28 protein-coding genes and 2 tRNA genes are annotated in these 25,300 nt (G+C 55.6%); 10 read left to right on the top strand and 20 right to left on the bottom strand.

What is annotated here, in order from left to right; all coding sequences use genetic code 11:
- Positions 1 to 33: 33 nt before the first annotated feature.
- From HK20_RS12790 to HK20_RS07160, 9 genes are all read right to left on the bottom strand, one after another.
- Positions 34 to 1,107 (bottom strand): replication endonuclease, encoded by a 1,074-nt coding sequence (locus HK20_RS12790; RefSeq protein ID WP_143296465.1) that lies wholly within the window; start codon positions 1,105 to 1,107, stop codon positions 34 to 36.
- A gap of 126 nt (positions 1,108 to 1,233) precedes the next feature.
- Entirely contained in the window at positions 1,234 to 2,085 is an 852-nt protein-coding gene (locus HK20_RS07195; protein WP_086646392.1) for a DUF5677 domain-containing protein, read from the bottom strand.
- 24 nt (positions 2,086 to 2,109) lie between these two features.
- Entirely contained in the window at positions 2,110 to 3,702 is a 1,593-nt protein-coding gene (locus HK20_RS07190; RefSeq protein ID WP_086646391.1) for a DUF6538 domain-containing protein, read from the bottom strand.
- A gap of 107 nt (positions 3,703 to 3,809) precedes the next feature.
- Positions 3,810 to 3,895, bottom strand: a tRNA-Leu gene (locus HK20_RS07185).
- Positions 3,896 to 3,960: 65 nt separating this feature from the next.
- Complete coding sequence (locus tag HK20_RS07180) at positions 3,961 to 4,680, bottom strand: M48 family metallopeptidase (RefSeq protein WP_233129116.1); 720 nt, start codon at positions 4,678 to 4,680, stop codon at positions 3,961 to 3,963.
- Positions 4,637 to 5,110, bottom strand: coding sequence for a YcgN family cysteine cluster protein (locus HK20_RS07175; RefSeq protein WP_086646389.1), 474 nt, complete (start codon positions 5,108 to 5,110; stop codon positions 4,637 to 4,639). Before HK20_RS07175 ends, HK20_RS07180 begins: the two co-directional genes overlap by 44 nt.
- On the bottom strand, positions 5,107 to 5,529 hold the full coding sequence (locus tag HK20_RS07170) for a hypothetical protein (RefSeq protein ID WP_086646388.1): 423 nt from the start codon (positions 5,527 to 5,529) through the stop codon (positions 5,107 to 5,109). Before HK20_RS07170 ends, HK20_RS07175 begins: the two co-directional genes overlap by 4 nt.
- A complete protein-coding gene (locus tag HK20_RS07165; RefSeq protein WP_086646387.1) occupies positions 5,526 to 6,638 on the bottom strand; it encodes an extracellular solute-binding protein in 1,113 nt (370 codons plus the stop codon). Before HK20_RS07165 ends, HK20_RS07170 begins: the two co-directional genes overlap by 4 nt.
- 36 nt (positions 6,639 to 6,674) lie before the next feature.
- On the bottom strand, positions 6,675 to 7,796 hold the full coding sequence (locus HK20_RS07160; RefSeq protein WP_233129115.1) for an ABC transporter ATP-binding protein: 1,122 nt from the start codon (positions 7,794 to 7,796) through the stop codon (positions 6,675 to 6,677).
- A gap of 72 nt (positions 7,797 to 7,868) precedes the next feature.
- Between HK20_RS07160 and HK20_RS07155 the strand changes: the two genes are divergently transcribed.
- From HK20_RS07155 to HK20_RS07130, 6 genes are all read left to right on the top strand, one after another.
- Positions 7,869 to 8,171, top strand: a complete 303-nt coding sequence (locus HK20_RS07155) for a hypothetical protein (protein ID WP_086646386.1) — start codon at positions 7,869 to 7,871, stop codon at positions 8,169 to 8,171.
- Between the two features lie 40 nt (positions 8,172 to 8,211).
- Complete coding sequence (locus HK20_RS07150) at positions 8,212 to 8,637, top strand: phage holin family protein (protein ID WP_086646385.1); 426 nt, start codon at positions 8,212 to 8,214, stop codon at positions 8,635 to 8,637.
- 134 nt (positions 8,638 to 8,771) lie between these two features.
- A complete protein-coding gene (locus tag HK20_RS07145) occupies positions 8,772 to 9,266 on the top strand; it encodes a MarR family winged helix-turn-helix transcriptional regulator (RefSeq protein ID WP_086646384.1) in 495 nt (164 codons plus the stop codon).
- Between the two features lie 22 nt (positions 9,267 to 9,288).
- A complete protein-coding gene (locus HK20_RS07140) occupies positions 9,289 to 9,483 on the top strand; it encodes a DUF1656 domain-containing protein (RefSeq protein ID WP_025827705.1) in 195 nt (64 codons plus the stop codon).
- A gap of 26 nt (positions 9,484 to 9,509) precedes the next feature.
- Positions 9,510 to 10,421, top strand: coding sequence for an HlyD family secretion protein (locus tag HK20_RS07135; RefSeq protein WP_086646383.1), 912 nt, complete (start codon positions 9,510 to 9,512; stop codon positions 10,419 to 10,421).
- A gap of 22 nt (positions 10,422 to 10,443) precedes the next feature.
- Positions 10,444 to 11,958 carry an efflux transporter outer membrane subunit gene (locus HK20_RS07130; protein ID WP_179290169.1) on the top strand — a complete coding sequence of 505 codons (1,515 nt, stop codon included), beginning with the start codon at positions 10,444 to 10,446 and terminating at the stop codon, positions 11,956 to 11,958.
- Positions 11,959 to 12,136: 178 nt separating this feature from the next.
- Here HK20_RS07130 and HK20_RS07125 read toward each other — a convergent pair whose 3' ends face one another.
- The 6 genes from HK20_RS07125 to hpnA form a co-directional block, all read right to left on the bottom strand.
- Entirely contained in the window at positions 12,137 to 12,862 is a 726-nt protein-coding gene (locus HK20_RS07125; RefSeq protein ID WP_086646381.1) for a hypothetical protein, read from the bottom strand.
- 223 nt (positions 12,863 to 13,085) lie between these two features.
- Positions 13,086 to 14,384 (bottom strand): hydroxysqualene dehydroxylase HpnE, encoded by a 1,299-nt coding sequence (gene hpnE, locus HK20_RS07120; protein WP_086646380.1) that lies wholly within the window; start codon positions 14,382 to 14,384, stop codon positions 13,086 to 13,088.
- Positions 14,385 to 14,403: 19 nt separating this feature from the next.
- Complete coding sequence (hpnD, locus tag HK20_RS07115) at positions 14,404 to 15,282, bottom strand: presqualene diphosphate synthase HpnD (RefSeq protein ID WP_086646413.1); 879 nt, start codon at positions 15,280 to 15,282, stop codon at positions 14,404 to 14,406.
- Positions 15,283 to 15,378: 96 nt separating this feature from the next.
- Positions 15,379 to 16,239, bottom strand: a complete 861-nt coding sequence (hpnC, locus tag HK20_RS07110) for a squalene synthase HpnC (RefSeq protein ID WP_086646379.1) — start codon at positions 16,237 to 16,239, stop codon at positions 15,379 to 15,381.
- A gap of 108 nt (positions 16,240 to 16,347) precedes the next feature.
- Positions 16,348 to 17,562, bottom strand: a complete 1,215-nt coding sequence (locus HK20_RS07105; RefSeq protein ID WP_086646378.1) for a glycosyltransferase — start codon at positions 17,560 to 17,562, stop codon at positions 16,348 to 16,350.
- 14 nt (positions 17,563 to 17,576) lie between these two features.
- On the bottom strand, positions 17,577 to 18,572 hold the full coding sequence (gene hpnA / locus HK20_RS07100) for a hopanoid-associated sugar epimerase (RefSeq protein ID WP_086646377.1): 996 nt from the start codon (positions 18,570 to 18,572) through the stop codon (positions 17,577 to 17,579).
- Between the two features lie 216 nt (positions 18,573 to 18,788).
- Here hpnA and HK20_RS07095 point away from each other — a divergent pair, with 216 nt between their 5' ends.
- Together HK20_RS07095 and HK20_RS07090 are read left to right on the top strand one after the other, a co-directional pair.
- Positions 18,789 to 19,862 carry a lysylphosphatidylglycerol synthase domain-containing protein gene (locus HK20_RS07095; RefSeq protein WP_086646376.1) on the top strand — a complete coding sequence of 358 codons (1,074 nt, stop codon included), beginning with the start codon at positions 18,789 to 18,791 and terminating at the stop codon, positions 19,860 to 19,862.
- A gap of 3 nt (positions 19,863 to 19,865) precedes the next feature.
- Positions 19,866 to 20,765 carry a prephenate dehydrogenase/arogenate dehydrogenase family protein gene (locus HK20_RS07090; RefSeq protein ID WP_086646375.1) on the top strand — a complete coding sequence of 300 codons (900 nt, stop codon included), beginning with the start codon at positions 19,866 to 19,868 and terminating at the stop codon, positions 20,763 to 20,765.
- Positions 20,766 to 20,771: 6 nt separating this feature from the next.
- Here HK20_RS07090 and HK20_RS07085 read toward each other — a convergent pair whose 3' ends face one another.
- From HK20_RS07085 to HK20_RS07075, 3 genes are all read right to left on the bottom strand, one after another.
- Positions 20,772 to 21,458 (bottom strand): M48 family metallopeptidase, encoded by a 687-nt coding sequence (locus tag HK20_RS07085; protein WP_086646374.1) that lies wholly within the window; start codon positions 21,456 to 21,458, stop codon positions 20,772 to 20,774.
- Between the two features lie 3 nt (positions 21,459 to 21,461).
- Positions 21,462 to 21,587, bottom strand: a complete 126-nt coding sequence (ykgO, locus tag HK20_RS07080; protein ID WP_003625637.1) for a type B 50S ribosomal protein L36 — start codon at positions 21,585 to 21,587, stop codon at positions 21,462 to 21,464.
- A 154-nt stretch (positions 21,588 to 21,741) separates the two neighbouring features.
- Positions 21,742 to 22,671, bottom strand: a complete 930-nt coding sequence (locus HK20_RS07075; RefSeq protein ID WP_086646373.1) for a hydrogen peroxide-inducible genes activator — start codon at positions 22,669 to 22,671, stop codon at positions 21,742 to 21,744.
- A 166-nt stretch (positions 22,672 to 22,837) separates the two neighbouring features.
- On the opposite strand from HK20_RS07075, the gene HK20_RS07070 reads away from it, so the two are divergent.
- Both HK20_RS07070 and HK20_RS07065 read left to right on the top strand, forming a co-directional pair.
- A complete protein-coding gene (locus HK20_RS07070) occupies positions 22,838 to 23,380 on the top strand; it encodes a peroxiredoxin (protein WP_086646412.1) in 543 nt (180 codons plus the stop codon).
- 200 nt (positions 23,381 to 23,580) lie between these two features.
- Entirely contained in the window at positions 23,581 to 24,108 is a 528-nt protein-coding gene (locus tag HK20_RS07065) for a carboxymuconolactone decarboxylase family protein (protein ID WP_086646372.1), read from the top strand.
- Positions 24,109 to 24,239: 131 nt separating this feature from the next.
- Here HK20_RS07065 and HK20_RS07060 read toward each other — a convergent pair.
- A tRNA-Asp gene (locus tag HK20_RS07060) sits at positions 24,240 to 24,316 on the bottom strand.
- Positions 24,317 to 24,474: 158 nt separating this feature from the next.
- Positions 24,475 to 25,293: a class III extradiol ring-cleavage dioxygenase gene (locus HK20_RS07055; protein ID WP_086646411.1), complete on the bottom strand. Its 819-nt coding sequence runs from the start codon at positions 25,291 to 25,293 to the stop codon at positions 24,475 to 24,477.
- Positions 25,294 to 25,300: the final 7 nt, after the last annotated feature.

Here is a 25,300-nt window from a genome sequence, read left to right as displayed (position 1 = left end):
CTATCCACATCGCAGCAAGCTTCATCTTCTACCTCAAAGAATGAGTCCTGAGCCTAATCCTTGTTTATTGAGATATGTTGTTTCTTCTTTTACGGACATCAATTGCTTTGCTATCCACATTCTGTCATCTGACAGATAAGAGAGAGATGAATCTCCATAATCGCCTGTATACAGGCTGTTCCAAACTTTTTTGATATCTTTGCGTAATCCGATGAATCCTGTTCGAACGTTAGCTTCTCCATGGTCCTTGAAGAGATAACCAAGCACGCCATCGAAATATGTAATTTTCTGATTAATTGAGTAATTTTTCTTCCATCGTTCTTCTTCTTTTTGAAAATATTTGAAGAAAATTTTTGTAAGTTTATCTAAATCTTTTTTATTATCGTTATTCACGAAATATATAATATGTAGGTGTGGTGTTTCATCTTTATGTCCGTGAATTTTATATATTCCAAGCCATAGGATATCAGCACGTTCAGCATCGCGTTTAATACCATTCAATCTGCGATTAATTTCATCATTCGCTTGCTCAAAGGTCATGGAATGATATTTCCCAGGGAGTGTTAAAGAAATAAAATATCCTGAGTCATATGGGGAAGGTGTTAATCCAGCTAATCGTGCAGATGCTTCCAGGCATTCAGATATGGCCCAATCCCTAGCTTTGTTGTTTTTCTTTTTTCGATTAATGGAATCCTGAACACTAAATCCATTATATTTTATCGACTTATATCGACTAGCTTTATCAGCATCGAACTTCTGCTGAACTTCATCATCATCTTTAGAAATGCTCAGAGCTTTACGTATGTTGATACGAGCTTTATTGGCTTTGGCTGATAACTTTTGTCCTGTGATTCCGTAATGCTGTCTTAATTCTGCATATGAAAGAGATACCAATTCGAAGGTATCAACGACTGATTTTTTCAGTCGAGGAAGCATTTTAAGGACATTCAAAGCCCATTCACAAGCATCGCAATTATCTGATAAACGGCTGTTTTCTTTGATTTTCTGATATAGCTTATAGCGATAGAATGGATGAAGAGCTTTTAACGTATCGTATATCTCAATACTGTTTTCATATATGTGTTGCTCTAATAAATCATAACTCAAAATACTCCTTACACCAAAAAGTTTACAAATGTGCAGGAGAGAGTGCTATTATAAAGTAATAACTCTCGTGCATATTTGTTTTGTGGTGAAATTATTATAGCAGAGATTGTTAAGGGATAGAGAAATCTATCCCTTTTTTTGTATCTCTTGGACATTATCCTTATGTATTAGGTGCCCTACTTTAATTAGGTGACTATAAGATTCTGCTATGAGAGAATTAATAACATTATCAAATGAATTATTAAGGAAGTGTTTGCTTAGCTCGTGAGAAAAAATCATTGATGCGTCTATGAGCATCTTTGACGCCATTCTGAAATCATCTGCATTTGCTTCATTCATTGATATTTTATCATTGAATAAAAACTTGGACATGGACGCATACGATACATGCGAATGTAGGTTTGATATGAAGCTATAGTTATAATATATGTATTGGCAGACAGGCTCATCAGATACTTCGTTATAAAAATCGCCAACACCAAATTTTTTATGAGATTTCACATCATTAATTATTTTATCAAGCTCAGATTTAAGTGTTGATAATGTTTCTGAATATCCAGAATACATATCTTTTAAAATGTCTCTTGTGAAAATATCTTTTATTCTCTTGTTTCTAAAGTTTATGTCATCTTTATTCCCCATTTCGGCGAAAGTGTCTTCATCTTTTAGAAGGCATATAAAAGCCAAAAAACATTCATGCATGGTTCGAATTAGTGAAAACGTATCAGAATTAATTCCCATCTTCATTAGTATGATGGAAGACTGCATGCTTTGAATGGATTTATATGCGAGTATTTTGGAAACTCTTTCTTTTGGGGAGGATTTCTCATTCAATAGGTTTGTTATTTTTGTGAACAACTGATTTGCGTCTAATAAAAACTTGAACTCGACTGCATATTTCTTTTGAATCCGATTGCTATTTTTTAAGGCTCCTTCGCAGAGGAAGCCTTTTTCGAGAAATGAATTTCCCTTTTTCATTATTCTTCTCCATATTTCTGTTATTCACGATATAAGATTTCTGATATTCCAGAACTCAGGATATAAGACACTATCAGCGACCTTCTTGAGATTCTCAACATCAATCTCATCGAGATAGACTGTATTACCTACAGACTTATTCTGACCTTCATGGCCCAAGAAGTTATCAATCCACACTTCACGCAAACCACCATTCCCACTATCTGAGATATTCCTCAGCTTGGTGGAAACGTTATGCCTAAAGCTATGGAAATCCACTCCACGAGGAACACCATGGCGAAGCTTGAACTTGGAAAAGGACTGTTGGAATTGTGGAGAACGCTTTTTATCTTTTCCTGAAAATTTCAGCTGATTAAAAAGATAATAGCTTTTTATGTTATTCACGAAATCAAGAAAGCCAGCGTTAATAAGAGCCTGTCCTATGGGAATGACACGTTCACCAGCCTCAGTCTTTGGGTTCCATTCTTCCCAAGGACGATTTTTACGTGCTGTATGCTCTCTGATAAGTATGCAAGTGATACCCCTAATTTCTTGGATATCTTCGATACGTATCCTGCAAATCTCTTCAAGACGCATTCCACAATACGAACCCAAGCCGACTATATATGCATAGGTTTTTCGGGAGATTGTTGTGCTATTCCATGATGAATTCATCAGGATGGAAAGCTGTTCATCATTCCATCGAATTCTTTTAATCTTGGCTTTAGCATCGAACTTCCAGCCAACGAATATGTTTCTATCTACTAACTCACGAAGGAGATAATATCTCCATATTGCTGACAATCTTGCGAAGTGATTTTTGATAGTTTTCTCTGAAATCCTTGGGAGTTTAGATTTTTGGCAATAAGCAACAAGCTCCTGAACCGTCCTAACGTCCTTTGAACTTTTGCCATAATTCTCAGGCATCTTTTCCATGAGTTCCCTGAACTTTCCGGAATCTTCACCTGTATAATCTCTGATATCGTGGTCCCCACATACTTCTATGAATCTCTGAGCCGTATTGCGGAAACCTCTTACATCAGAGTCATTCATCTTTTCTGAATGGGATTTCAGATACTCATCTACTGCAATAGAGAATATGGGAGACTTCTTCTTTTCAGGGGGCTTAACCCATCCTTGTATCTGACTGAATTGTTGAGCCATATTTTTAATAGAATTATATGCAGAAAAATCTTTATGTTCTTTCATGTATGAGAGAACAGTATCTAATTCAGGCTTTGCAACATTGATAATATTCTCAACTTTTTTATATTGCTGATAGTCTTCCATGCGTTGCATGAAGTGTTCAGCTTCAGCCAGTTTGTATTGAATCTTTAGCTCTTTGATATGAGCTTCATATGTTTCGATGATATCTTTTATCAAAGCATTATCAGGATAGCTTTCAGCTATCTTAACAGTCTCATCATAGAGATAGCTCTTACTCAATGTGTTTCTCACGATAGAAAAAAATTGGCTTGTCAATCCAAAAATTGCACATCCTCGAATTTTTGCAACTTCGACATCAGAAGTTTCAAGTGAGTGCCACATCTCATTTTTTTTGAGAATCTTCCTCAAATCGAGCGGAACCCATCTGCGGAGATTATAGGTGGTTCCGATTCGCACGAGTTTCATTGGCATATGAAGCTCCCTGAGAAGCTTCCTCACTGTAGATACCCACTGTAGAAGCTACAGCGGGTGAGGTTATGGGAACCTCAAAAAACCCAATGAAATCAGTGAGTTATAATTGGTGCGAACTGCGGGACTCGAACCCGCACGCCCATACGGGCTGGAGATTTTAAGTCTCCTGCGTCTACCATTCCGCCAAGTTCGCATATGCTTTGTATGGCCTATGCGGCTGTTCTTTAGCATGCTTCAGCTATTGCGCAAATCTTCGGTTCATCTGGCTTGTAGCAGGAGGGGGCCCTTCTGGCGGAGCCATGCTTCGGCCTGTGTTTTGTGTGGTGTAATGCTTCTCACACATTGCCAGAAGAGCGGACCGTGGTTCATGTGCTGGAGGTGGCTTAATTCATGGGCAATCAGGTAGTGCCTCACCAGTTCCGGTGCCATGATCACGCGCCAGGACAGCATGATCCGGCCTGTTGAGGAGCAGCTTCCCCACCGGCTGGACGTGTCTCGGATATCCACCCGGGTCGGGCGCAGGCCAGTGTGTTGGGCCATTGCCTGCACTTCTCTTTTTAATACGGTCGCGGCATGGCTGCGGAGAAAATCGGTCACGCGTCTGTTAATAAATGCCGCATCCCCACTCACCATCAGGCGGTCGTTTTCAAGCCATGCGCCTCCCAGTTGTTCTGGGGAGTGGACAATCCGGTAGGGTGTTCCTTCAATCAGAATTGTGTTGTTGGCTGAAAAAGACGGTGCTTTTTCAAGTTTCTTCAAACGCTCACTAATCCATCCGTGATTTTTCTGGACGAATGCAAGCGCCTGAGCAGAGGTGCAGCCTTGCGGGATGGTAACAATAAGCTTTTGCTCGTGTGGAGCAATGCGTAGGGCAAGGCGCCTTGCCCGCAAAGAGTGCTTCCAGATGACCTGCAAAGGCTCCTGAGCGGAAAGGTTAATTTCCGTCGGGAGTTGTCGCAGGCTCTGCTGGCCAGTCAACAATGTAATCCTCCAGTGCTCCTGCACGTCTTTCACTAATGCATCGCCCCGCAGCGGATGCGCCGGAGGTGATAACCGTGTTGGGGTCCCCTGTGATCAGGGGGTGCCATGCGGGCAGGTCGAGACCGTCAGACAGTCGTTTATAGGCACAGTCCGGCGGGAGCCAGTCCAGATCCGGGATCATGGTGGGGGTTAAGGTTACGCAGTCCTGCACTTTGCGGTGGCGTTTGAGGTAGTCTGTGCACTGGCAGGTTTTTACATCCAGAAGTCTGCATGCGACAGATGTATAGTGGAGTTCTTCCGTGTCATCATCACGGAGTTTGTGCAGGCAGCATCGGCCACAGCCATCACATAGAGATTCCCATTGTTCGGTTGTCATGTCCGCAAGGGGAGTGGTTTTCCAGAAGGGGGGAGGGGATGGAGGTGTCATTGTACGATGCTAAAGAGAAGTGAGAGAAAAAGACTTTGGCAGGCAGCATTTTTCAGGAGTGGCAACCAGAAAAAACGGAGCCTTGCCTGCCGACCTGCACCGAGTTCCCGTGCAGTAGCCGACCAACCCTGCTGCAAGGTTCTGATGGGTAATGATAACGGAAACAAAAGTAAGGGAAGAAGGAAAAGTCCCTGCAAAAACGGTGTAGTTTGCGCATGGAAAAACAAAGGCAGCGCTACGGAAAGGACTGTGCAAGGAAGCAGAAGAAAAAGTGTGGCCGCATAAAGCCATTGTTCCACACGCAGGAGAATACTCAGTCCCAGAAGCAGGGCGGTAGCCATCAGACTGGTTGTGAGAATCAGCAGGCCATGGAGGCACGTTGTATGTGCATCAGCAAGGCCCCAGTAATACGGAATCATACGTGGTGAATCCATTGCTGGAAGCGGTCACTCAGCTTTTCCAGATTGGCCTCCCAGAAGGTGTCATCGACCATAATGGCAGGTGGAACGTGGCTAAGGCGTGGGGCCAGAGCATTCAGTTCCGTTATGGAGGGGAGAGAGGGCCAGGCATTGGCAAATGCCTGTTGTTGTGCTGGCTGTTCCAGCCAGGAGACAAAAGCCAGAGCCGCAGGGTTACGTGCTGCGGCGGTGAGCACTCCCCAACCATATTGGACCAGAAAACGCTGCTGCCAGTGCAGGCCAAAACGCTGGCGGTCTGGTCCGGATATGCCAAGAATTTCCCCCGTGGGAACACAGCCCATAAGAGCGCCGCCCGAAGTCAGGATGTGTCCAGCTTCTTCCGGCGTGGACCACCAGACAATATAGGGTCTGAGCTGCTCAAGTTTGAGGAAAGCGCGATTAACCCCCTCGGTCGTTGCCAGAACAGAGTAGAGCGCATTGGCGGGCACGCCGTCGGCCAGCAGGGCAATTTCCAGTGTCAGGCGGGGGTCACGGCGGAGGCTGCGGCGGCCGGGGTGGCGCGCAACATCCCAGAAATCGGGCCAGTTGGGGGCTGCGTCAAACCGGGCGCGGTCCCATGCCATGGCGTAATCTATGGCGGCGGAGGGCTGGCCGCAATTGCTGAGGGAGCTATCGGTCTGGTGGCGTGACAGAAGCTTGAGGTTGCAGCCAATGCGCAGGCTGCTGCTTTCCATCATGGCAGCAGCCAGAGGACGGTGTGTCTGCTTTATAACGTGCTCCAGATCGCTGATCTGCCCGTTCCAGCCATGGGGTATAATGGTCTGGTGGGTAAGCTGTTCATAAGGTTTGAACAGGATTTTGCTCTGTATCCCGGCAATTTTGCCCGAAAAGGTCAGGATATGCAGGCTTCTGGCGGCTTTGCTCTGCGGAGCAGGGTGCCGGGCCATGGCAGAAGCTGGGAGCAGGGGTGCTAGGCAACCCAGCCCGGCCAGCAATGCGCGACGGCGCGATAAAACGCCAAGAGAAGGAGCCTGCCCTCGTTCCTGGGAGGACACTGCCTGCCTGTCGGGTGTGTTCAGGAAAGGGAAAGAGAACAGGGTAAACCTCATGCGTCGTTTTTGTTGGCCAGTTTTGCCAGCCTAAATCTAGCTGGTTTTTTTATCCATCGGAAAGGCTGTTGCGTTCCGTGTTTGCCAGGCCAGCAGGGCGGGGCGGCCGGCGCTGAGCTCGCGCTGTGTATGCACGGGGGGGCGGTTAACAGTTATTTCCGTTCCATCCCGCAGGCGCATGCGCATGGTAATGGTGTGACCAAGATGATGGGCGGATACAAGGGTGCATGGCAGGTCGCCTGCTTCGGCAGCATTATCAGCCTCTACCTGCCGAGGAAAGAGAACGGAAAGCCGGTCGGGCAGAATACAGATGCTCGCCAGATCATGCTCCGCCAGATCCCCATCGGCCATTGCCTCGACTGTTTCGCCCGATGGCAGCCGGAGTTCGGCTGTATCATCGTCAAGGCGCAGGACCTTGCCGGTCAGGATATTGGCGTCCCCCAATGCCAGCGCCACGGCAGGCGTGGCAGGGCGGTTGAGCAGGGTGGGGGCATCCGCCACCTGTAGCAAATGCCCCTGATCAAGCACGCCAATGGTGTTGGCGGCCATGAAGGCCTCGGTCCGGTCCGAGGTGAGGAACAGGGAGGTCAGGCCAATGGCCTGGCGGAGTCGTTCCAGAAACGCCAGCGAGCGTTTTGCAGCCTGTGGGGGCATACCCTTTAAAGGCTGGTTGAGCACAAGCAGGTCGGGGGAGGTAATCAGGGCGCGAGCCAGTGCTGCGCGAAACACCTGCTCGGTGGAGAGTGCTGGGGGTAAGAATGTGCGCACGGCATCCAGCCCTGTCAGGGCCAGAACCTCATCACGCCTGCGGTTGATCTCAGCGGGGGAGAGCAGGCCCGTGGCGCGGAGGGGGAACAGAATGTTGTCGGTCACGCTCAGGTGGTCGAACAGCGGCGCATGTACCCCCACTGTGGCAATGCCGCGCCGCCCCTGCGGTTTGTGGCCGACATCCACCCCGTATACGCATATCTGCCCCGATGCCCGGCTGCGCCCTGCCAGGGCTTCGGTCAGTGCGCTCAGGTCGTGCGTGGTGGGGCCGATTCCCAGCAGGGCCATGCAGCAGCCGGAACTCAGACGTAAGGCAAGTGGAGGAGCTTCGGGCAGGACAGTAAAATCCGTAAGCGCCAAAGCCGGGAGTGAGCCATGCGCTGGCGGCATGCAACTATGTCCTTTTTTGTGGGTTACAATGGTGTTGTAATTTAAAACGGTAAAGTCAACGAGGTTTGTTTCATGTCATCAGATAAAATCAAAGACGTTAAGCTGGCTGGCGAAGCCGCAGCCGACACCGCGCGTGAAGAACTGGAGGCCGTTAAAGCCCATATCGAGCGTCTGGTTACACAACATATTGTTCCCGCACTGGGCCGTGCAGGCGGCAAGGCAGGTGATCTGACAGAACAGGCAGTTGCCAATGCCCGCGAACTGGCGGATCATACGCGCAACGATCTTGCAAAGCGTACAAGCGGTCGTTCGTCCTGGTTGTCCATTGCCATTTCCGGCGTGGTGGGGTTTATCATCGGGCGCATGTCTCGCTGACGCTTTGCGCGTCATCTGAACGAAGGTAGCTCCAGAGCCCATGCGCATCTTTGATCTTGGTAAATCCGCCCTATCTGCCCAGTCCTCCCTGATGCAGCAGATGGCCATCCGTTACGGTCGTCAGGCCGCGTTTTTGATCATGGCTGCGGTGTTTGGCCTTTTTGCCCTGATCACGGGGCATGGTCTGCTCTGGATTCTGCTTGTGTTTGTTGGCCACTTTGGGCCGGTTGGCGCATCCTTTACCGTGTTCGGGCTGGATGTGCTGGCCGCCCTTGTGTGCGTTCTGTTTGGCCGCCGCTCCTACCTGACCACGGATGAAGTGGAAGCCCGGATCATGCGTGACCGCTGCATGACCCAGATGCGCGACTCCGTAACCATGGCTGCGGTTACGGCCACCGTTGCAACCGCCGTTGGCCGCGGTGGCACCCGCAAGGTGTGGGATATTGTGCGCGGTAAAAAGGACTGAATCTGTCCAGTCTAGGTTAAGCCATAGGTTCCATTCCAAATTTGCATTGGCGCGCTGGATTGTTTCTGTAAATGATGGCGTCAGTCTTTTGTGAGTGTGCAAACTTTTTGCATACTCGCTAGTGTGAGCAGTGAATGGAACTTGAGCATAATCCTGTTGTGGACAACGAGACCCGCCGGTCCTTCGGTTACCGGCTGGCTCGACTTGCGTCCATGTGGCGGCGGGAAATAGATGCCGATCTGCGGGTATTCGGCCTGACCGATGCCACGTGGCGCCCCATTTACTATCTCAACTTTTCATCCTCATCCATGCGCCAGACCGATCTGGCCCGTTCCCTGTCACTCGAGGCCCCTTCACTGGTGCGGCTTCTGGATGTGCTGGAAAAACGCGGCTACGTCGTGCGTGAGACAGATGAGGAAGACCGGCGTTCCAAGCTTGTCAGCATCACGTCGGAGGGGCGGCAGGTGGCCGCTCTGGTCAGCAGCGTGGCAGATCAGGTTACGGCCCGGCTTATGGCTGGTGTGTCCGACCCGGAGCTGGAACAGTGCTGCGGTGTTCTCGACCGGGTAGAGCAGGCTGCTCAGGCCCATAAAGAGAGTTCCGATGCTGAAAAAAGGGACGCACGGTAATGCTGGTGTCCAGGGCGGTGTCATGCTGACGGAATTTAATCTCTTTGGTGTCTTTATGGCACCGATTGTTGTGTATGCGCTGGCAGCACTCCCGCTGACCATGTGTATCCGGTTTGCGTTGTGGTGGAGTGGCCTTTTGGGCTGGTTCTGGCATATCGCGCTGTTTGAAGTTTCGCTTTACGTCTGCATTCTCTGTCTGCTGATCCTCTACGTCTGACCTGAAAAGGCTTTTGAGTCTCTGCAATGCCCCTTCTGCGCACCCTGATACGAGTTGTTCTGACCCTGGCGGTCGTCTCTCTTGCGATTGTTCTGGGGATCACTCTCTGGAACGTCTACATGATCGCCCCCTGGACCCGCGACGGGCGCGTGCGTGTTTACGTGGTCGATGTGGCCCCCGAAGTTTCTGGCACCGTGGTGCAGATTCCGGTGGTGGATAACCAGTTTGTCCATAAGGGCGATCCGCTCTTTGTGCTCGATCCGGTCCGCTTCCGTCTGGCTATCCGCGAGGCACAGGCCCGGCTGGATGGCGCATTGGAAGACCTGAAGCTCAAACGTAATGACGCCAAGCGCCGTATGGGCCTGGGTGGTATTGTGTCGGCCGAAGAGCAGGAAGTGTTCAACTCCAACGTGGCAACCCAGATTGCCGCAGTGGACGCAGCCCGCGCCGCACTGGACGTGGCCAAGCTGAACCTGCAGCGCTCGGTTCTGTATTCTCCCGTCAATGGTTATGTGACCAACCTGAACCTGCGGGTGGGCGATTACGCAGCCGCCAGTCAGGCACGTATGGCCGTGATTGATGCCGACTCCTACTGGGTTTACGGGTATTTTGAAGAAACCAAGATGTGGGGCGTGCATGTGGGCGATGTCGCCCGCGTCAAGCTCATGGGGTACAAGCCAATCCTCACCGGGCATGTTGTCAGCATTGCGCGTGGTATTAACGATACCAACGGCACGCCGGACAAGCTGGGCCTACAGGATGTGAACCCGATCTTTACATGGGTCCGTCTGGCCCAGCGTATTCCGGTGCGTATCCATCTTGACCATGTGCCCGATAGCGTCACCCTCGCGGCAGGTATGACAGCTACGGTCAGCGTGGGGCCAGAGCCAACCGGGCGCAGGGGTACGTTGACCACCTGGCTGCAAGATCATCTCTGAGCGTGGGCCAAGGATGAAGCGCATGAAGGCTCGCCGTCGCTTTGGGTTATGTGCCGCAACAAGCATGTTTCTCTCCGCCTGTACCGTTGGGCCCAATTATCAGCCTGACCGTATGAAGTTGCCTGCCCAGTTCAAGGAGGCAGCGGAGGAACATGTTGCCACCCCTGAAGAGATTGAGCGCACAAACAAGGAAATGGTCGAGTGGTGGGCCCTGTTCAAGGACCCCCTTCTCTCCCGCCTTGTGCAGGACGCCATAAAGGGGAACTACGACCTCCAGATTGCGGGGCAGCGTATTCTGGCCGAACGCGCCATGCGTGACCGTTCCGCCGCGCAATGGTACCCGCAGATGGATGCCAACATGGGGGGCGGGGATGTCCGCTACTCCCTGAACATCGATAACTGGCCGTTGCGTCCGGGTAACCCGGCCAACCGGCCAGAAGCTTCCATGCTGACCTACGGTGCCACGGCATCGTGGGAGCTGGACATGTTCGGGCGTATCCGGCGTGATGTGCAGGCCCGTGAACACGCAGTTGAAGCCACAATTGAAGCCCGCCGTGCGGTGCTCATGGGGCTTTTGTCCGAGCTGGCGTCGGATTACATGCTGCTGCGCGTAACGCAGTTGCAGATCCAGATCGCCACGGACAACATCCGCGTTGCCAAGGATGCCGTGGACCTGACCAACAAGCTGTATCTGGAAGGTGTGGGGAACACCTTGCAGATCGCGCAGGCTCAGGCGGAACTGGATGCCCAGATTGCAGCGCGCGAACCGCTTAAAACCCGTGTTTCTCAGGTCACGCATGCGATTGCGGTGTTGCTGGGTAAAATGCCGGGTGAGCTGGAAGACGAACTGAAGCAGCAGCGTCCGCTGCCTGTTGTGCCGGAGTTCCCGGCGGTTCTGCCTTCTGTTGTCATTGCCAATCGCCCGGATGTGCGTATGGCGGAGCGGCGTTACGCCGTCGCCACGGCCCAGATTGGCGTTGCCGTTGCCAATCTGTATCCGCATTTTGTGGTGCCGCTGACCTTCAACCCCAATGCCTCTGCCATGTATCAGGCGTTTCAGGTCAATGCCATGAGCTGGCAGTTCCTGCTTATGGCCAGCCTGCCGCTGATGCACGGTGGTAAAATGACGTCTGAAGTCCGCGCAACGCAGGCTTCGGCCGAGGCAGCACGCCTGACATACCGGCAGACAGTGCTGACGGCCTTTAAGGAGGTCGAAGACTCCATGGCGGCCTGGCATGATGATATTGAATATGCCGAGCAACTGCACAAAGCGGCGGAAGATAGCGCAACAGCCAGTGATCGTGCGCGTAAACTGTATGGCGCGGGGCTGGTTGGCTTTCTGGAAGTGCTGACAACCGAACGCACCACACTGAACGCGCAGAACATGGAAGCTCTGGCCCGGCTTGAACGCCTGCGCGATGCGGTGAACCTTTACACAGCCCTTGGTGCAGGGTGGAAAGGTGTGGCCCTTACCAACTCTACCCTGCCTGTGTCGCTTGAAACGCAGAATATTCTGGCAAGAGCCTTCTCGCAGTAAGACACCCTGGTTCGTATGCTTTAAAAAACCGCCCGGTTATATGCCGGGCGGTTTTTTGTTGTGGGTCGGGGCTAAGTATCGGGGCGTGATGCTTGTTCCCCCCCTCTTGTATCTTGCATGCAAGGGCAGAGTGCTGCGTAGAGTTGCGGGCCCGGATGTGCCTTGGCCTGTGGTTGCGTCAACCTTGCGTGGTGCGGGCGGTAAGCTGTTGGAATGCGGGGCGGGTGGCCTGCTCGTGCAGAAAACGCAGCATGGCTTTGCGTGCCAGCCCGGCATCCCGCCCCAGAGAGATCAATCCACCAATTTGGGAAGGGTGGCGGAGCAGGGAGCGCAGCAGCAGGCCGATTTGCAACCCGCCATCGGGGGACAGAACACAGGCCGTAATGGGGGGGAGGGAGCGTGTTGCCGGGTCGCACACAACCCGCAGCACGGCAAAGGGCAAACCTGCTTCATGGGCTGCACGGGCTAAAAAGCCACTTTCCATATCCAGTGCGGCACAGTGCGTAGCGGCAAACAGGTCGGCTTTGTGCTGGGCCTGCAATACGACCTGATCACTGTGGAGGAGAGGCCCGCTGATAACCCCGGCTTGTTCCCCGCCCAGAATATGGCGCAAGGTTGGCTCGCTCGGCCAGACATTGCCCCATGCCTGTACGGCACTGGGAATAACAATGGTCCCAGGTGGCAGAGCCGGGTCTAGCCCTGCTGCAAGCCCGAAGGATAACAGGCAGTCTGCCCCACATGCGGCAAGCCGGTTGGCCTCACGCTGTGCGCCAGCACTGGTGGCACCACTTGCGGCAATGGCTGCGTGGGGGAATACACCCCGGATCAACTGTGCTTCCGCTTTAAGCCCGACCAGAATGCCAGGGCGTGTTGGGGCGCGGTGCGTGGTGGTTGACTGTGTCATGGATCAGAACTCAGGCCTTGGTGGAGACGAAAAACAATCGGAGTAAGCTGGCAAAATGACTCCGGCCAGCACGCAGGGTTCTGAACCCTCACAGATGGCCGGCATGGTTGCCTGCAATATTCTGGCCCCGGATCTTTGCTGAACCGCAGAACATATGGCTAGGGGCAACACACTCCCCGCAACCCGGATAACGCGCAGCGGGGGCAGAACAACAGCCGTAGTTTCAGGACGGTGTTTTCAGGCCCAGTGCGTGTACGGCGCGCAGGCCCGAGCGCATGGCCCCTTCCAGCGTTGCGGGCAGGCCAGTGTTGGTCCAGTCCCCTGCCAATGCCAGATTAACCAGAGGAGTGGCCGAGCCGGGGCGGCGGCGGTTCTGCTCCGGGGTGGCGGCAAAGGTTGCGCGCTTTTCCCATACAATACGCTGGGCATCCGGTGCGGAGGGGAGGGGCTGCTCCAATACCGCATCACACGCGCTGCGTAGCTCGGACCAGATGGTACGGGCCAGTTCCTCGTGGTCATGCTTGGCGTAGCGGTTGGCCGCACTCACGGTCACAGACAGGATATTCCCGCGCAGGAACACCCATTCGGTCACGCCGCCAATAACCCCCATAAATCCGCATTGGGCAAAAGAACCAACAGGGCGTGGGGCCTCTGCCAGACGGAAATGCAGGTTCAGAATGCTCTCAAACGCATTGGGGGTTGTCAGCCCGGCCATGTGCTGGCTCAGCAGCCCTTCGGCAACCGGTGCCGTGGTGGCGACAATCACCTTATCATGCTCGGACAGGGCAATGCTGTCCTGCGCGGTATGGAGCGTGGTTACGCGGCCTTTGGCAACGTCCAGCCCCGTAATGCGGGTTTGTGTGCGGATCTCGGCGTTCATGGAGGCCAGATAAGCAACGGCGGGGTCCACGAGAGACTCGGAAAGACCGTCACGCGCAAACCACGGCACGCAGGCATGCCCCCCGAGCGAGAGCGATTCCCGCACCACAGCGCCAAGCAGTGCCGCGCTGCCTGTATCGCTCAGGGTGTTCAGGGCGGAAATGGAAAAAGGTTCAAGCAGTCTGCGGGTAAAGGCACCGGGCAGCAGGCAGTCGGCCACTGTTGTCTGGTCGCCTGCGCGGATCAGGCGGTAGAGGCTCTGCAACTCGGGCAGGCGCATGTCCGGCACGCGGCGGTGAGGCTGGAAAACCCATAGGGGCAGACGCCCGCGGGACAAATCCAGCGTCCAGCGTGCATCCTCGGCCAGATCAACAAACGGGAAAATCGGCTTGCCCGGTCCGCTGAGCGTATCCAGTGCTCCCGTTATGCCAAGGTAGCGGAATACCGTGCTATTGGCGGACAGGAGCAGGTGGTTGCCATTATCTATGCGGCAGTCCAGATGCCGGTCATGATAGGAGCGGGCGCGCCCGCCGCATGTCCGCCCGGCTTCATGCACGATCACACGCGTGCCGGTACCCGCGACTTCTACCGCAGCGGCAAGGCCAGCCATGCCCCCGCCAATAATATGCAAAATACCAGACATGCCGCGTTTTGCCGTTATCTCAGGACGTGTAGGAAAGGGCAAACCAACGGGCTTTGCCAAGAAGGGAGGTATGGGGGCGTGCGCGCAGCACGTCTGCACCCCAGCCACGCTTGCACAGCGCCTTGAGAATGGACTCGTAGCTTGCACCCATAATGCGGGCGGGGAGCATGGAGCGGGGCTGGCAGATTTTCATGGTGGCAAAGGCAGTGCGGAAGTGGTCCTGCGCACGGGCAGCCATAACGCGGGCGACCAGTTCCAGCCCCGGAGCGGACAGAGCCTTGATCGGGTCTTTGGGCACGTCAAAGCGTTCCAGCAGGTCAGCCGGCAGGTACAGCCGGCCACGGATTGCATCTTCGGGAATGTCACGCAGGATGTTGGTGATCTGCAAGGCTCGACCCAGATGGAAAGCTACGAGGTCACCATTTTTGGAGCTGTCGCCAAAAATGCGGACAGACAGGCGGCCCACGGCGGAGGCTACGCGGTCGCAATACAGGTCCAGCGTTTTTTCGTCCGGGGCAACAATGGCGGTCTGCGTGTCCATCAGCATACCATCAATCACGGCATCAAAATCAGCCTGCTGGAGAGAGAAAAAATTGATGGTCGCCAGCAGAACCCGGTCCAGCGGTTCGGTCGGGAGGACAGCCCGTTCCGCAAAAAGCTCGGCAATGCGCTGGTGCCAGTCTTCCAGACCTTTGGTGCGTTCGGCCAGCGGGGCCGTGCCATCTGCAATATCGTCCACTACGCGGCAGAAGGCGTAAATGGCGTACATGCCGTAACGCCGCATGGGCGGAAGGATGCGCATGCCAGCGGCAAAGGAGGTGCCTGCCTGTTTGACGGTGCTTTCCACCCAGGCAAGATCAGCCGGATCGCATCCGAGCGGGGTCGGTTTGTCGTGCATCTGGATGTTTACGGCTGTCACGCGCTTTTCACCTGTTTTTCGTCAAGATTGAAGAGAACGGGTTTCTTTTTACAGAACTTTCACCGTTCGGGAAGGTCATGCCCATGCCCGCAGGGCCGCAATGGCTGCATGCATGGCGTCCGTCCGGCGCAGAGCCACCCGCCCGGCCAGCGGGTCTTCGCGGCGCAGGCGCTGTGTCAGGCGGTGGGCTAGTTCTACAATGGCCGCACATTCCATACGGAAACGCCGGCCCTTGATATGGGCTGGCAGGGCGCTGGCCTGCCGGTTAAGGGCATCCACCCCGTCTAGCAGGGTGTTGAACACCCCGCGCATGGCAGGGCTGGTCTGGCCTGCAAGCAGGTCCTGGGCGGAGGTGCCGGCACGTTGCATCAGCTCTGTGGGCATGTAGCAGCGCTGGAGCCGCTCCAGATCCTTGGCGCAGTCCTGCAGGTGGTTCAGAATCTGCAAGGAAGTGCACAGTGCATCCGATGGGCCAAAGGCTGCCGGGTCTTCCCCATGCAGGCAGATCAGGTAGCGCCCGACCGGGTTGGCGGAATATTTGCAGTAATGCAGCAAGTCATCCCATGTGCGGTATTCATGGCCGCGTGAATCATCACGGAAGGCGATCAGCAGGTCTGTGGCGGTTTCGAACGGCACGTTGGTCTGTATGAGCGAAGCCCGCAGCCGTGCGGCACTGAGCGCATCGGCCCGGTTAATGGCGCTACGCTGGCCAAGGAGGACCTCCTCCATGGCATTCAGCCGGGTGACCTTGTCTTCGGGGGAGAGGGTTTCGCAGTCTGCTATGTCGTCAATAACACGGGCATAATCGTAATAGGCATGCACATGCGGGCGCAGTTTGCGGCTGAGAAGGAGGGAGCCTACGGGAAAGTTCTCGTCAGACGCACCCTTGCCGGATGAAACGTCAGCTTTTCCCCAGATGCGTGTATCGTCAGTCATGCCGTGCCGTGTTCAAAAAAAGGGACCCCAAGGGCAGCTTGGTGTTTACATGAGCCCGCCTGCCATGCCTATCCCTTAATGCCGGAGGGCAGGTAGCGGCAAAAAAACCTACCGCCCGGGTATCTGTATTTTCTGCTCTGCGTCCGGGGTGCTGGCCCGCCCATTGTTGGGAATGGCCTCGGTATAGGCCCGGTTCTTCCACACCACACCGCGCCCGCGGTGGTGGTTAAGGGCGGAGCCAAGGGTGGCTGCGGTATAAAAGGCGGCAATCAGGGGCAAGCCTAGCGCCCAGAGGGGTGAAAGCCGAAAACGTCTGAGCGTAGGCAAAAAGGACAGGGTGGAGGCAAGCCACACCCCGGCACCAATCCATTGCGCAGCGCCGTGGGCGCATAGGGCCAGTGCAAGAGGAGCCATCCAGACCACAAGCATGGCCACAACGGTTAGCACCAGCAGCAGGGGAGAAAAATTAAGCTGCACGTAGGCCGTGCGCGTGATCATACGCCAGATATCGGCAGCGGATGGGTAAGGGCGGATGGAACGGGCAAGGCAGGAATGGCCAAGGTAGAGCCGTCCCCCGGCCTGCTTGACGCATGTGGCCAGTGTGCAGTCATCAATCAGGGCTCCTTTTAAGGCTTCAATCCCCCCGATCTGGCGGAGCATGTCGCGCCGGAGCAGGATGCTGCCCCCCGCCGCCCCAGCGGTTTTATCCTTTGGGTTGTTGACTTTGGCAAAGGGGTAAAGCAGCGCAAAAAAGAAGACAAAGGCAGGTACCAGCGCCCGTTCGGCCAGTGTGATGCACTGAAGTTCCACCATTTCGGAAACCATGTGCAGCCGGTCGGCCTGTGCCTTGGCAACAAGGGTGGAAATATGGACGGGGTCGTGAATAATGTCGGCATCGGTCAGGAACAGGTAGCCACTGCCATGTGGGGTCTGTCGCTCTGCCTTGTGTACACCCTGTGCTACGGCCCATAATTTGCCGCTCCAGCCTGCCTCGGGGTTTGCACCGTCCAGCACACTCAGCCGGTTGTGGGTATCGGGCAGGGCTCTGGCCAAAGCCCCTGTGCCATCAGTGCTGCGGTCGTTGACTAAAATGACCGAGAGCGCGCCGGGGTAGTCCTGTTGCAGTAGGGAGCCAAGTGCCGCCTCGATAGACTCCGCCTCATCACGGGCGGGTACAACCACGGTAACATCGGGGGCAATATCCGCCGGTGCGTCTGCCATGCTGGCGGGCTGGAGTATGGGACCAGCCTGCCAGAAGTGTCCGTGGCAGAAAATAAGACCCATCCAGATTATGGCGCATAGAATAGCCAGAGCCAGAATCATGATGGACCGCCCCCTTATTTCAGCATGCCGTTATTGCGGAACCATGTAATGGCGTCTTCCACCGCCATGCGGGCGGGGCGCGGGGCATAACCCAGTTCGCTCATGGCTTTTGCGGAAGAGAAGAACATTTTCTTGCGGGACATGGCGAGCATCTCCCGCGTGACACGGGGCGAGAAGCCAAAAGCGCGGGACAGCCATTCGGACACAATAGCCACCGGCCAGATAACCTCCTGCGGCAGGCTGATCTTGGGCGGGGGCACATGCGCGATTTCAGACACCATGGCAAATAGGTCGCGCAGCAGATAGTTCTCGCCACCCAGAATGTATTTTTCGCCAATTCTGCCCCGTTCAAGGGCCAGCGCATGGCCTTCTGCCACGTCATCCACATGCACGATGTTAACGCCCGTATCCACGTAAGCGGGCATGCGGCCTGCCGCGCAGTCCAGAATCATCTGGCCTGTGGGGGTGGGTTTGATGTCGCGCGGGCCAACGGGGGTGGAGGGGTTCACAATAACCGCGGGCAGATTCTGCTCGCGCACAAGGCGCAGCACTTCCTGCTCGGCTCGGTATTTGGAACGTTTGTAAATGCCAATAACGGCATGTTCTTCTACCGGTGTGTTCTCGTCCGCAATGGTGCCATCACCAATCAGGCCAAGGGCCGCCACGGAGGAACAGTACACAATGCGTTCAACCCCTGCCTGCTGGGCTGCCAGCATAAGCAGGCGGGTGCCTTCCACGTTGGCGGTCATCATGGGGGCGGGGTCGGGTACCCACAGGCGGTAGTCGGCCGCGACATGAAAAACATACCGGCAACCTTTGACTGCACGCGCAAATGTGTCCGGCTGTGACAGGTCGCCTTCCACCAGCTCGGCCGGAATGTCGGCAATGTTGCTACGGTCGCTTCCTTCTCGCACCATAAGGCGCAGGGAATGGCCGCGTTCCAGCAGTGTGCGAGCCACGGCGGAACCGACAAAACCAGTTGCGCCGGTTACGAGCGTATGAGCAGTCATGAAGGATGCGCTCCCGGTAGAGGGCTGAAAGAAAAACAGGTGTTGGGCATTAAGCCCGAACGGCTGGTCTGTTTCTTTATCCTGACACCCGAGGTGGCGCCAGACCCCGTGGTAGTGTAAGGGGGCGGAACATTCACACATGCGCCCGGTTGGGCTTCGGGCGTGCCCATGGGCGTGACGGAGCCGCGAGCGTAACAGGCGGACAGAGCTGAGGCCTTGAAGAAGCTTACGGTTTTTCTCACTTTTCTTGGACTCGTGGTCGTTACGGCAGCAATGGCGTGGAGCGGTTTCGATTCTGTTTTACGTGCTGTTATGCGTATTGGTCTTGGCGGCTTTCTGCTTATGGTATGCTGCCAGCTGGCCGTGGATGGCCTGCTGGGCATGGCCTGGCATGCTGCTTTTCCTGAAATCGGGTACATGCGCCTGCTGCTGGCCCGCATGGTGCGTGATGCGGCTGCAACCTGCCTGCCGTTTTCGCAGGTTGGGGGCATTGTTATTGGTATTCGCGCGACCTGCTCGGGCCATGGCGTGCACCGCGCCACCGACCGGGAAGTAGAACTGCCCGAAGCCGCCTGCGCCAACCTTGTGGATATTACAACCGAGGTCATGGGGCAGGTGGCATTTGTGCTACTGGCCGTGGCCTGTCTTGTTGCGCACCAGCGTTCCAGCCCGTTTGTGGTGCCGGTGGTCGGGGGGACCCTGTTCCTGATCGCGGGAACCGCAGGTTTTATCTGGACCCAGACGCATGGCGGCAACCTGTTCCGCAAGTTCGGGGGGATGTTTACCCGCAGTCTGGCCTCCCAGTGGCGGGACAGCATCCTGGCTGGTGCGGATAACCTGCAGGAACGTATGGAAGCCGCCTGGAGCCGCCCGTGGCATATCTGCCGTTCTGCCAGCTACCATTTGCTCGGCTGGCTGGGTGGTGCTGGCATGCTGTGGCTGACAGCGCGTTTTTTGGGTGCGCAGCTGACGTTCCCCGGCGCTGTGGCGGTGGAAGGCGTAACCTGTGCCATTATGTCTGTCGGGTTTTTGGTCCCCGGTAGTCTGGGCGTGCAGGAAGGGGCCTATATGGCGCTCGGGCATGCGTTTGGCATAGACCCGTCCCTGTCCCTTGGTATTTCCCTGCTCCGCCGTGGGCGGGAAATTACCATTGGTATTCCCGTTCTGCTGTTGTGGCAGTTTATGGAAATGCGCGGTCTGCGCCAGAATGCACCCCAGCAGCCTGCAGCTCCGGCACAGGGCGAAAATATTGGGTATTCTGCCCCTTCCAACACAATCAAGGATAGCTGAGCCGTGGCGGAAGAGCATCTTCAGGTCGTGTTTGACACGCTTGTTGTGGTTGGGCCGGGGCTTATCGGTTCGTCCGTGCTGCGGCGTGCCAAAGTGCATGGTCATCTGGCCCGCAGACTGATCGCGGTGGACAACAGTGCGGATGTCTGCGCGCGGGTCATGGAACTGGGGCTGGCGGATGAGGCAACAACAGACGTCGTCGCTGCTGCCGCACAGGCGGATTGCGTTATGCTGTGCGTGCCGGTCGGGGCCATGGGGCCCGTTGCCGCGCAGGTTATTCCCGCCATGAAGCCGGGTGCAGTGCTGACCGATGTGGGGTCCACCAAGGTTTCGGTCACCGAGGCCATTTTACCCAGCCTGCGGGCTGATGTGCCCTATGTGCCTGCACACCCCATGGCGGGTACGGAGTTCTCCGGCCCGGATGCGGGGCTGGCGGACCTGTTTGAAAATCGCTGGTGCCTGCTAACTCCGCTGGAAGCCACAACGCCAGAAGCCCTGCAGCAGATCCGCGAATTATGGACGCGTTGTGGTGCCCGCCTGCGGGAAATGACCCCCGCCCACCATGACCGTGTATGCGCCATTGTGAGCCACCTGCCGCATCTGCTGGCCTTTACCATCTGCGGTACGGCTGATGATCTGGCGGAAGAAACCCGCTCGGAAGTGTTGGACTTGGCGGCTTCGGGCTTCAGGGATTTTACCCGGATTGCGGCATCCGACCCCATTATGTGGCGCGATATTTTTCTGGCTAACCGTGAGGCCCTGCTGGAAATGCTGGGGCGCTTTATGGAAGACGCTCAGGCCATGGCCCGCGCGATCCGCTGGGGAGATGCGGATTATATTGTGAACAAGATCGAGCGTGGCCGCGAGATCCGCAAAAGCCTGATTGAAAACCGGCAGGCCTGAGCCTGCTCAGGTTGGCTGGCCAAACGCCTTGATGCGCAGGGAATCGGAGCGTTTGTGGCTCCTGTCCAGCATGGGGTTGAGGGCGGTTGCCTTTTGCCATGCTTTAAGTGCGGCCTGACCATCGTTCAGGTGTTCTTCCACACTGGCCAGCAGGCTCCAGCTCTGGGCGTCCTCTGCATCACGCATCAGGGCCTCCCCCAAATCCGCCACAGCGCCCTTCAGGTTGCCAGCAACAAGGCGCATCTGGGCACGGGTGCGCCACAGAATGGCCTGATCGGGCTGAAGTGCTAGCGCGTCTCCCATATCGTCCACGGCATCATCCGGTTTTTCGGATATCAGGTCTTTTTCCGCACGGCGGACCAGAAGTTGCGTGGTGGGGGAAAGGTGCGCTGCCCGTAAGGCCTCAAGCCTTTCTTGCAGGGTATGGGCCTCTTCGGGCGTTGGGGCTTGGGCAAGCTGCTTGACCAACAGGGCAATCTGCTTTGCAGTGCCAGTGCCAGCTGCTGGAGCAGGCGCTGCCAAGGGGGTAGGCTGGGTTTTGGGCGCTGTATCCGCCCATGCAGCAGGAACAGCCGTAATGCTGAGGGCTGTGGACAGGCCTAAAAACAAAAACCCGTTCCTTCGGGGACCGAGGGAACGGGCTTTATGCATGATCATCATGATAAGCTTGCCCGTAAGGGCCAGACCAACCATGAATTAGCCCTGACGGGCCTTCATGCGGGGGTTCTTTTTGTTGATGACGTAAACCCGGCCACGACGACGAACCACACGGCAGTCTTTGTCGCGCACCTTGGCTGACTTCAGGCTATTTCTGATTTTCATGGCCCGTATTCTCCGTCGATGCCGCTCAATGCATAAATAAGTTGGCTCGGCACATACCGGCCCCGTGCGCCTGAGTCAATATTCCGCGCATTTTTCTTGCGGATTTTGCTGCCTATAGTGCGTTTTATCGCATGGATGCGGGCAGATTGGGTGCTTAAGCCGGGTCCAGTGCGAGTGTGAGCAGCGTGCTGGCCAGAGTGGAAAAATCGGCAGCACGGGGGGAACGGGGCCGCCAGGCCAGACCAATGGTGCGCCATGCGGCGCCATCTGCAAGGGGGCGGGCAGCAATTTTACGGTTTTTAAGAATACCCCCGTTAATGGCTAGTGCTGGCATGATGGCGATTCCCAAACCCAGTTCTACCATTTCCGCCATGCTGTGGAGCGACATGGCGGTAAAGGTGGGTTCGCTCTCCCCTTCCGCGCCACTGCGGCTGGGGCTCTGGCGGCAGATGGCCAGTGTCTGCTCACGCAGGCAATGCCCGTCTTCCATCATAACCATGTTGTATTCGGACAACCGCTCCACGGGCACGCTCTCCAGTGCCGCAAAAGGGTGGTTGGAGGGCATGATCACATAAAAGGGGTCCTGCCACAGGGGGTGGGTTTCCGTGCCATCACACAGGCAGGGCATGGCCAGCACCAGCATGTCCAGCTGCCCAAGGGAGAGCTTTTCCAGCAGGTGTTCTGTGGTGTCTTCTGTCAGGGACAAAAGCAGGCGGGGGAAGTGCTCGCGCAGGATATGCACCGTGCGGGGGATAAGGAACGGGCCAATGGTGGGAATAACCCCGAGTCGTAATGGGCCAGTCAAAGGGGTGCGGGCTGCGGCGGCTAGTTGGGGTACGGCCTCCAGCGCGGCTAGTGCCTGCCGGGCTTTGAGTGCGATCTCGTGCCCCAGAGGGGTAAAAACCACTTTTTTGCCCACGGTGCGGTCCAGCAACGGGGTATCCAGCTGGCGCTCCAGTGTCATAATCCCGGCAGACAGGGTGGACTGGGTTACGGCACAGGCTGCCGCGGCCCGGCCAAAGTGGCGCAGTTCGGAAAGGGCGATCAGGTAGCGGAGCTGCTGTGCGGAGGGGAGGGGAAGCATGGCCAAGTCCTACCTGAAAACCCGAGAATGGTTAATCGATACTTTCAATTGTTCTTATATAAAATATTCATTGGATTAAATGAAAAAGGCGGGCCATACATACCTGCACCGCCTGACCCAGCCTAAAGCATGGTCAGGCACTGTGCCAGAAACAAGGAGCAAACATATGCTGACCGTTGGCGATAAGTTTCCCAGCTTTGATCTGACCTCCGTTCCGGGTGGGCCTGAAGGCCTGAAGGGCGAATTCGTTCAGATTTCCGACAAATCCGATGCCGGTAAGTGGAAAGTGGTGTTCTTCTGGCCGAAGGACTTCACCTTTGTCTGCCCGACCGAAATCGTGGCTTTTGGCAAGATGTCCAAGGACTTCGCAGACCGTGATGCGGTTGTGTATGGCGTGTCCATCGACAGCGAGTTCGTGCACCTCAACTGGCGTCTGCACCACGCTGACCTGAAGGATCTGCCGATCCCGATGCTGGCCGACATCAAGCGCGAGCTGACCGAAGGCACGGGCGTGATGGCAAAGGACGCTGGCGTTGCACTGCGTGCAACCTTCATTGTCGACCCGCACGGTGTGATCCGTCATGTGTCCGTCAACGACCTGTCTGTTGGTCGTAACCCGCAGGAAATCCTGCGTATCCTTGACGGCCTGCAGAGCGATGAGCTGTGCCCGTGCAACTGGAAAAAGGGCGAAGACTTTATCAAAGTCTGAGTCTGACGCACTGCCCGGTTCGCGTTTGCGGGCCGGGGGTGGTTGCGGTGGCATACCTGCGTATTCTGCCGCAACCACCACTCTATCTTTCAGAGCTGTTTAGCCCGCTCCCAGCCAGTTTCTGGCTGTGCCTTGTGCTCCAGGTTCCATGTATTGGTCTGGCACAGATTTTTCCAAAATAAATCATAACGGAAAAAGCCATGTCTATAGATGCACTCAAAGACCGTATTCCCGATTACGCCAAGGACCTGCGCCTGAATCTGGGGTCTCTGGCAAGCGATATTACCCTGACCCCGCAGCAGCTTGGCGGCACGTTCATCGCCTCCGCCCTTGCTGCGCGCAATGATGATGTGACGCGTGCAATTGTGGCCCAGTTCCGCGATACGCTGTCCGAGCAAGCATTGGCTGCCGCGCAGTCTGCCAACGCCATTATGGGTATGAACAATATCTACTACCGCTTTGTGCATATGGCGGGTGGTGAATACGCCAAAATGCCAGCACAGCTGCGCATGAGCGTGATTGGCAACCCCGGCGTGGATAAAGCGGATTTTGAGCTGTGGTGTCTGGCCGTTTCTATCATCAACGGGTGCGACCTGTGCGTGACCAGCCACGAAAAAATCGTGCGTGATGCACTTGGCGCTGCTGCGGTGCAGACTGCGGCACGGATTGCTGCAACAGTGCATGCGGTAGCCGTAACATTGCAGGGCGCGGATGCCTTGCAGCAGTAAGCATTACCCAGCGTAAGGGCAGTGTATAAAAAAAACCGGTCGTTCTGGCGGCCGGTTAGAGGGGGAGTTTGTGGGGAGCGCACAAGGGCGCTCGGCGCCACTTTCTGATACGATTGATTTGTAAAGGAAAGTGGCGCGAGTGACGGGGCTCGAACCCGCGACCTCCGGCGTGACAGGCCGGCGCTCTAACCAACTGAGCTACACCCGCATTTTCCAACGCTCACCAGTTGTGTGCGTCGGTATGTGGGGCTTTATAACGATGTTTTTTTCTTTGGCAACAGGCATTTCATAAAAAAATGCAAAGAAGTGCATTTTTGCGCAGGCGGTCTTGTACGGTCGTATAAAATTGGCCGCACAAGAGCCGCTTCAACCAAAACGGTAGCCCGAGAGCGCCTTGCCCAGCACTGTATCGCTGTAAATCTGTTGGCCGTAATCCTGTCCGGCGGCACCGGCGGCCACCATCAGCGGGAGCAGATGCTCCTCGCGGGGGTGGCACAGGCGTGCACCGGGGGCCTGTGCCCAGTGGGTCAACTGCGCGGTGCGCTCTGGCGGCGGCGCACAGACGCTACGCGTCAGCCACGCATCAAATGCCTTTGCAGGCTCATCGGTTGTGGGGGAACCGCTCATGAAGTGGGGCAGGTTATGGTAGCTCAGACCCGTGCCCATGATCAGCACGTTGTCTGCCCGCAGGGGGGCCAGTGCTGCGCCAATGGCCAGATGCTCGGTCGGGTCCAGCGCCTTTTGTAACGAGAACTCCACAATGGGAATATCGGCCTGGGGAAAAGCCAGCATGAACGGGATGAACACACCGTGGTCAAACCCCCGTTCGGCATTTTCGGCACTGGCAAAGCCTGCCTGCTCCAGCAAGGTCCGCATGTGGGCTGCCAGTGCGGGGCTGCCGGGGGCGGGGTACTGCAGCGTGTACGTATGGGGGGGAAAGCCGTAATAATCGTAGATCAGGCCCGGTTTTGCACCGGACATGAGCGTGGGAACCTGCTCCTCCCAATGGCCGGAAACCACCACAATGGCATCTGGTTTTTGTGGGAGCGTGGCGCTTAGCCCGCGCAAAAAGGCGGCCATGTGGTCCCATGTCTGTGGCCAGTCCATAAAAAAGCATGGACCACCCCCATGGGGGATGAACAGGGTTGGCTGTTTGGGGTGCTTTGCGGCAGCAGGGGTGGGCATGAACATC

This window comes from Acetobacter sp. DsW_54, from assembly GCF_002153575.1.
In the GTDB taxonomy this organism is placed as follows: Bacteria; Pseudomonadota; Alphaproteobacteria; order Acetobacterales; family Acetobacteraceae; genus Acetobacter; species Acetobacter fabarum.
The sequence above is the reverse complement of the archived record's forward strand: the minus strand, read 5'-3'. Positions and strand labels throughout refer to the sequence as shown.

Bases quoted from the DNA above. Each gene is read 5' to 3' on its own strand.
- HK20_RS07195 (WP_086646392.1), bottom strand. From the start codon at position 2,085: ATGAAAAAGGGAAATTCATTTCTCGAAAAAGGCTTCCTCTGCGAAGGA.
- HK20_RS07190 (WP_086646391.1), bottom strand. From the start codon at position 3,702: ATGCCAATGAAACTCGTGCGAATCGGAACCACCTATAATCTCCGCAGA.
- HK20_RS07175 (WP_086646389.1), bottom strand. From the start codon at position 5,110: ATGACACCTCCATCCCCTCCCCCCTTCTGGAAAACCACTCCCCTTGCG.
- HK20_RS07170 (WP_086646388.1), bottom strand. From the start codon at position 5,529: ATGATTCCGTATTACTGGGGCCTTGCTGATGCACATACAACGTGCCTC.
- HK20_RS07165 (WP_086646387.1), bottom strand. From the start codon at position 6,638: ATGAGGTTTACCCTGTTCTCTTTCCCTTTCCTGAACACACCCGACAGG.
- HK20_RS07160 (WP_233129115.1), bottom strand. From the start codon at position 7,796: ATGCCGCCAGCGCATGGCTCACTCCCGGCTTTGGCGCTTACGGATTTT.
- HK20_RS07155 (WP_086646386.1), top strand. From the start codon at position 7,869: ATGTCATCAGATAAAATCAAAGACGTTAAGCTGGCTGGCGAAGCCGCA.
- HK20_RS07150 (WP_086646385.1), top strand. From the start codon at position 8,212: ATGCGCATCTTTGATCTTGGTAAATCCGCCCTATCTGCCCAGTCCTCC.
- HK20_RS07145 (WP_086646384.1), top strand. From the start codon at position 8,772: ATGGAACTTGAGCATAATCCTGTTGTGGACAACGAGACCCGCCGGTCC.
- HK20_RS07140 (WP_025827705.1), top strand. From the start codon at position 9,289: ATGCTGACGGAATTTAATCTCTTTGGTGTCTTTATGGCACCGATTGTT.
- HK20_RS07135 (WP_086646383.1), top strand. From the start codon at position 9,510: ATGCCCCTTCTGCGCACCCTGATACGAGTTGTTCTGACCCTGGCGGTC.
- HK20_RS07130 (WP_179290169.1), top strand. From the start codon at position 10,444: ATGAAGGCTCGCCGTCGCTTTGGGTTATGTGCCGCAACAAGCATGTTT.
- HK20_RS07125 (WP_086646381.1), bottom strand. From the start codon at position 12,862: ATGACACAGTCAACCACCACGCACCGCGCCCCAACACGCCCTGGCATT.
- hpnE (WP_086646380.1), bottom strand. From the start codon at position 14,384: ATGTCTGGTATTTTGCATATTATTGGCGGGGGCATGGCTGGCCTTGCC.
- hpnD (WP_086646413.1), bottom strand. From the start codon at position 15,282: ATGCACGACAAACCGACCCCGCTCGGATGCGATCCGGCTGATCTTGCC.
- hpnC (WP_086646379.1), bottom strand. From the start codon at position 16,239: ATGACTGACGATACACGCATCTGGGGAAAAGCTGACGTTTCATCCGGC.
- HK20_RS07105 (WP_086646378.1), bottom strand. From the start codon at position 17,562: ATGATTCTGGCTCTGGCTATTCTATGCGCCATAATCTGGATGGGTCTT.
- hpnA (WP_086646377.1), bottom strand. From the start codon at position 18,572: ATGACTGCTCATACGCTCGTAACCGGCGCAACTGGTTTTGTCGGTTCC.
- HK20_RS07085 (WP_086646374.1), bottom strand. From the start codon at position 21,458: ATGGTTGGTCTGGCCCTTACGGGCAAGCTTATCATGATGATCATGCAT.
- ykgO (WP_003625637.1), bottom strand. From the start codon at position 21,587: ATGAAAATCAGAAATAGCCTGAAGTCAGCCAAGGTGCGCGACAAAGAC.
- HK20_RS07075 (WP_086646373.1), bottom strand. From the start codon at position 22,671: ATGCTTCCCCTCCCCTCCGCACAGCAGCTCCGCTACCTGATCGCCCTT.
- HK20_RS07070 (WP_086646412.1), top strand. From the start codon at position 22,838: ATGCTGACCGTTGGCGATAAGTTTCCCAGCTTTGATCTGACCTCCGTT.
- HK20_RS07065 (WP_086646372.1), top strand. From the start codon at position 23,581: ATGTCTATAGATGCACTCAAAGACCGTATTCCCGATTACGCCAAGGAC.
- HK20_RS07055 (WP_086646411.1), bottom strand. From the start codon at position 25,293: ATGCCCACCCCTGCTGCCGCAAAGCACCCCAAACAGCCAACCCTGTTC.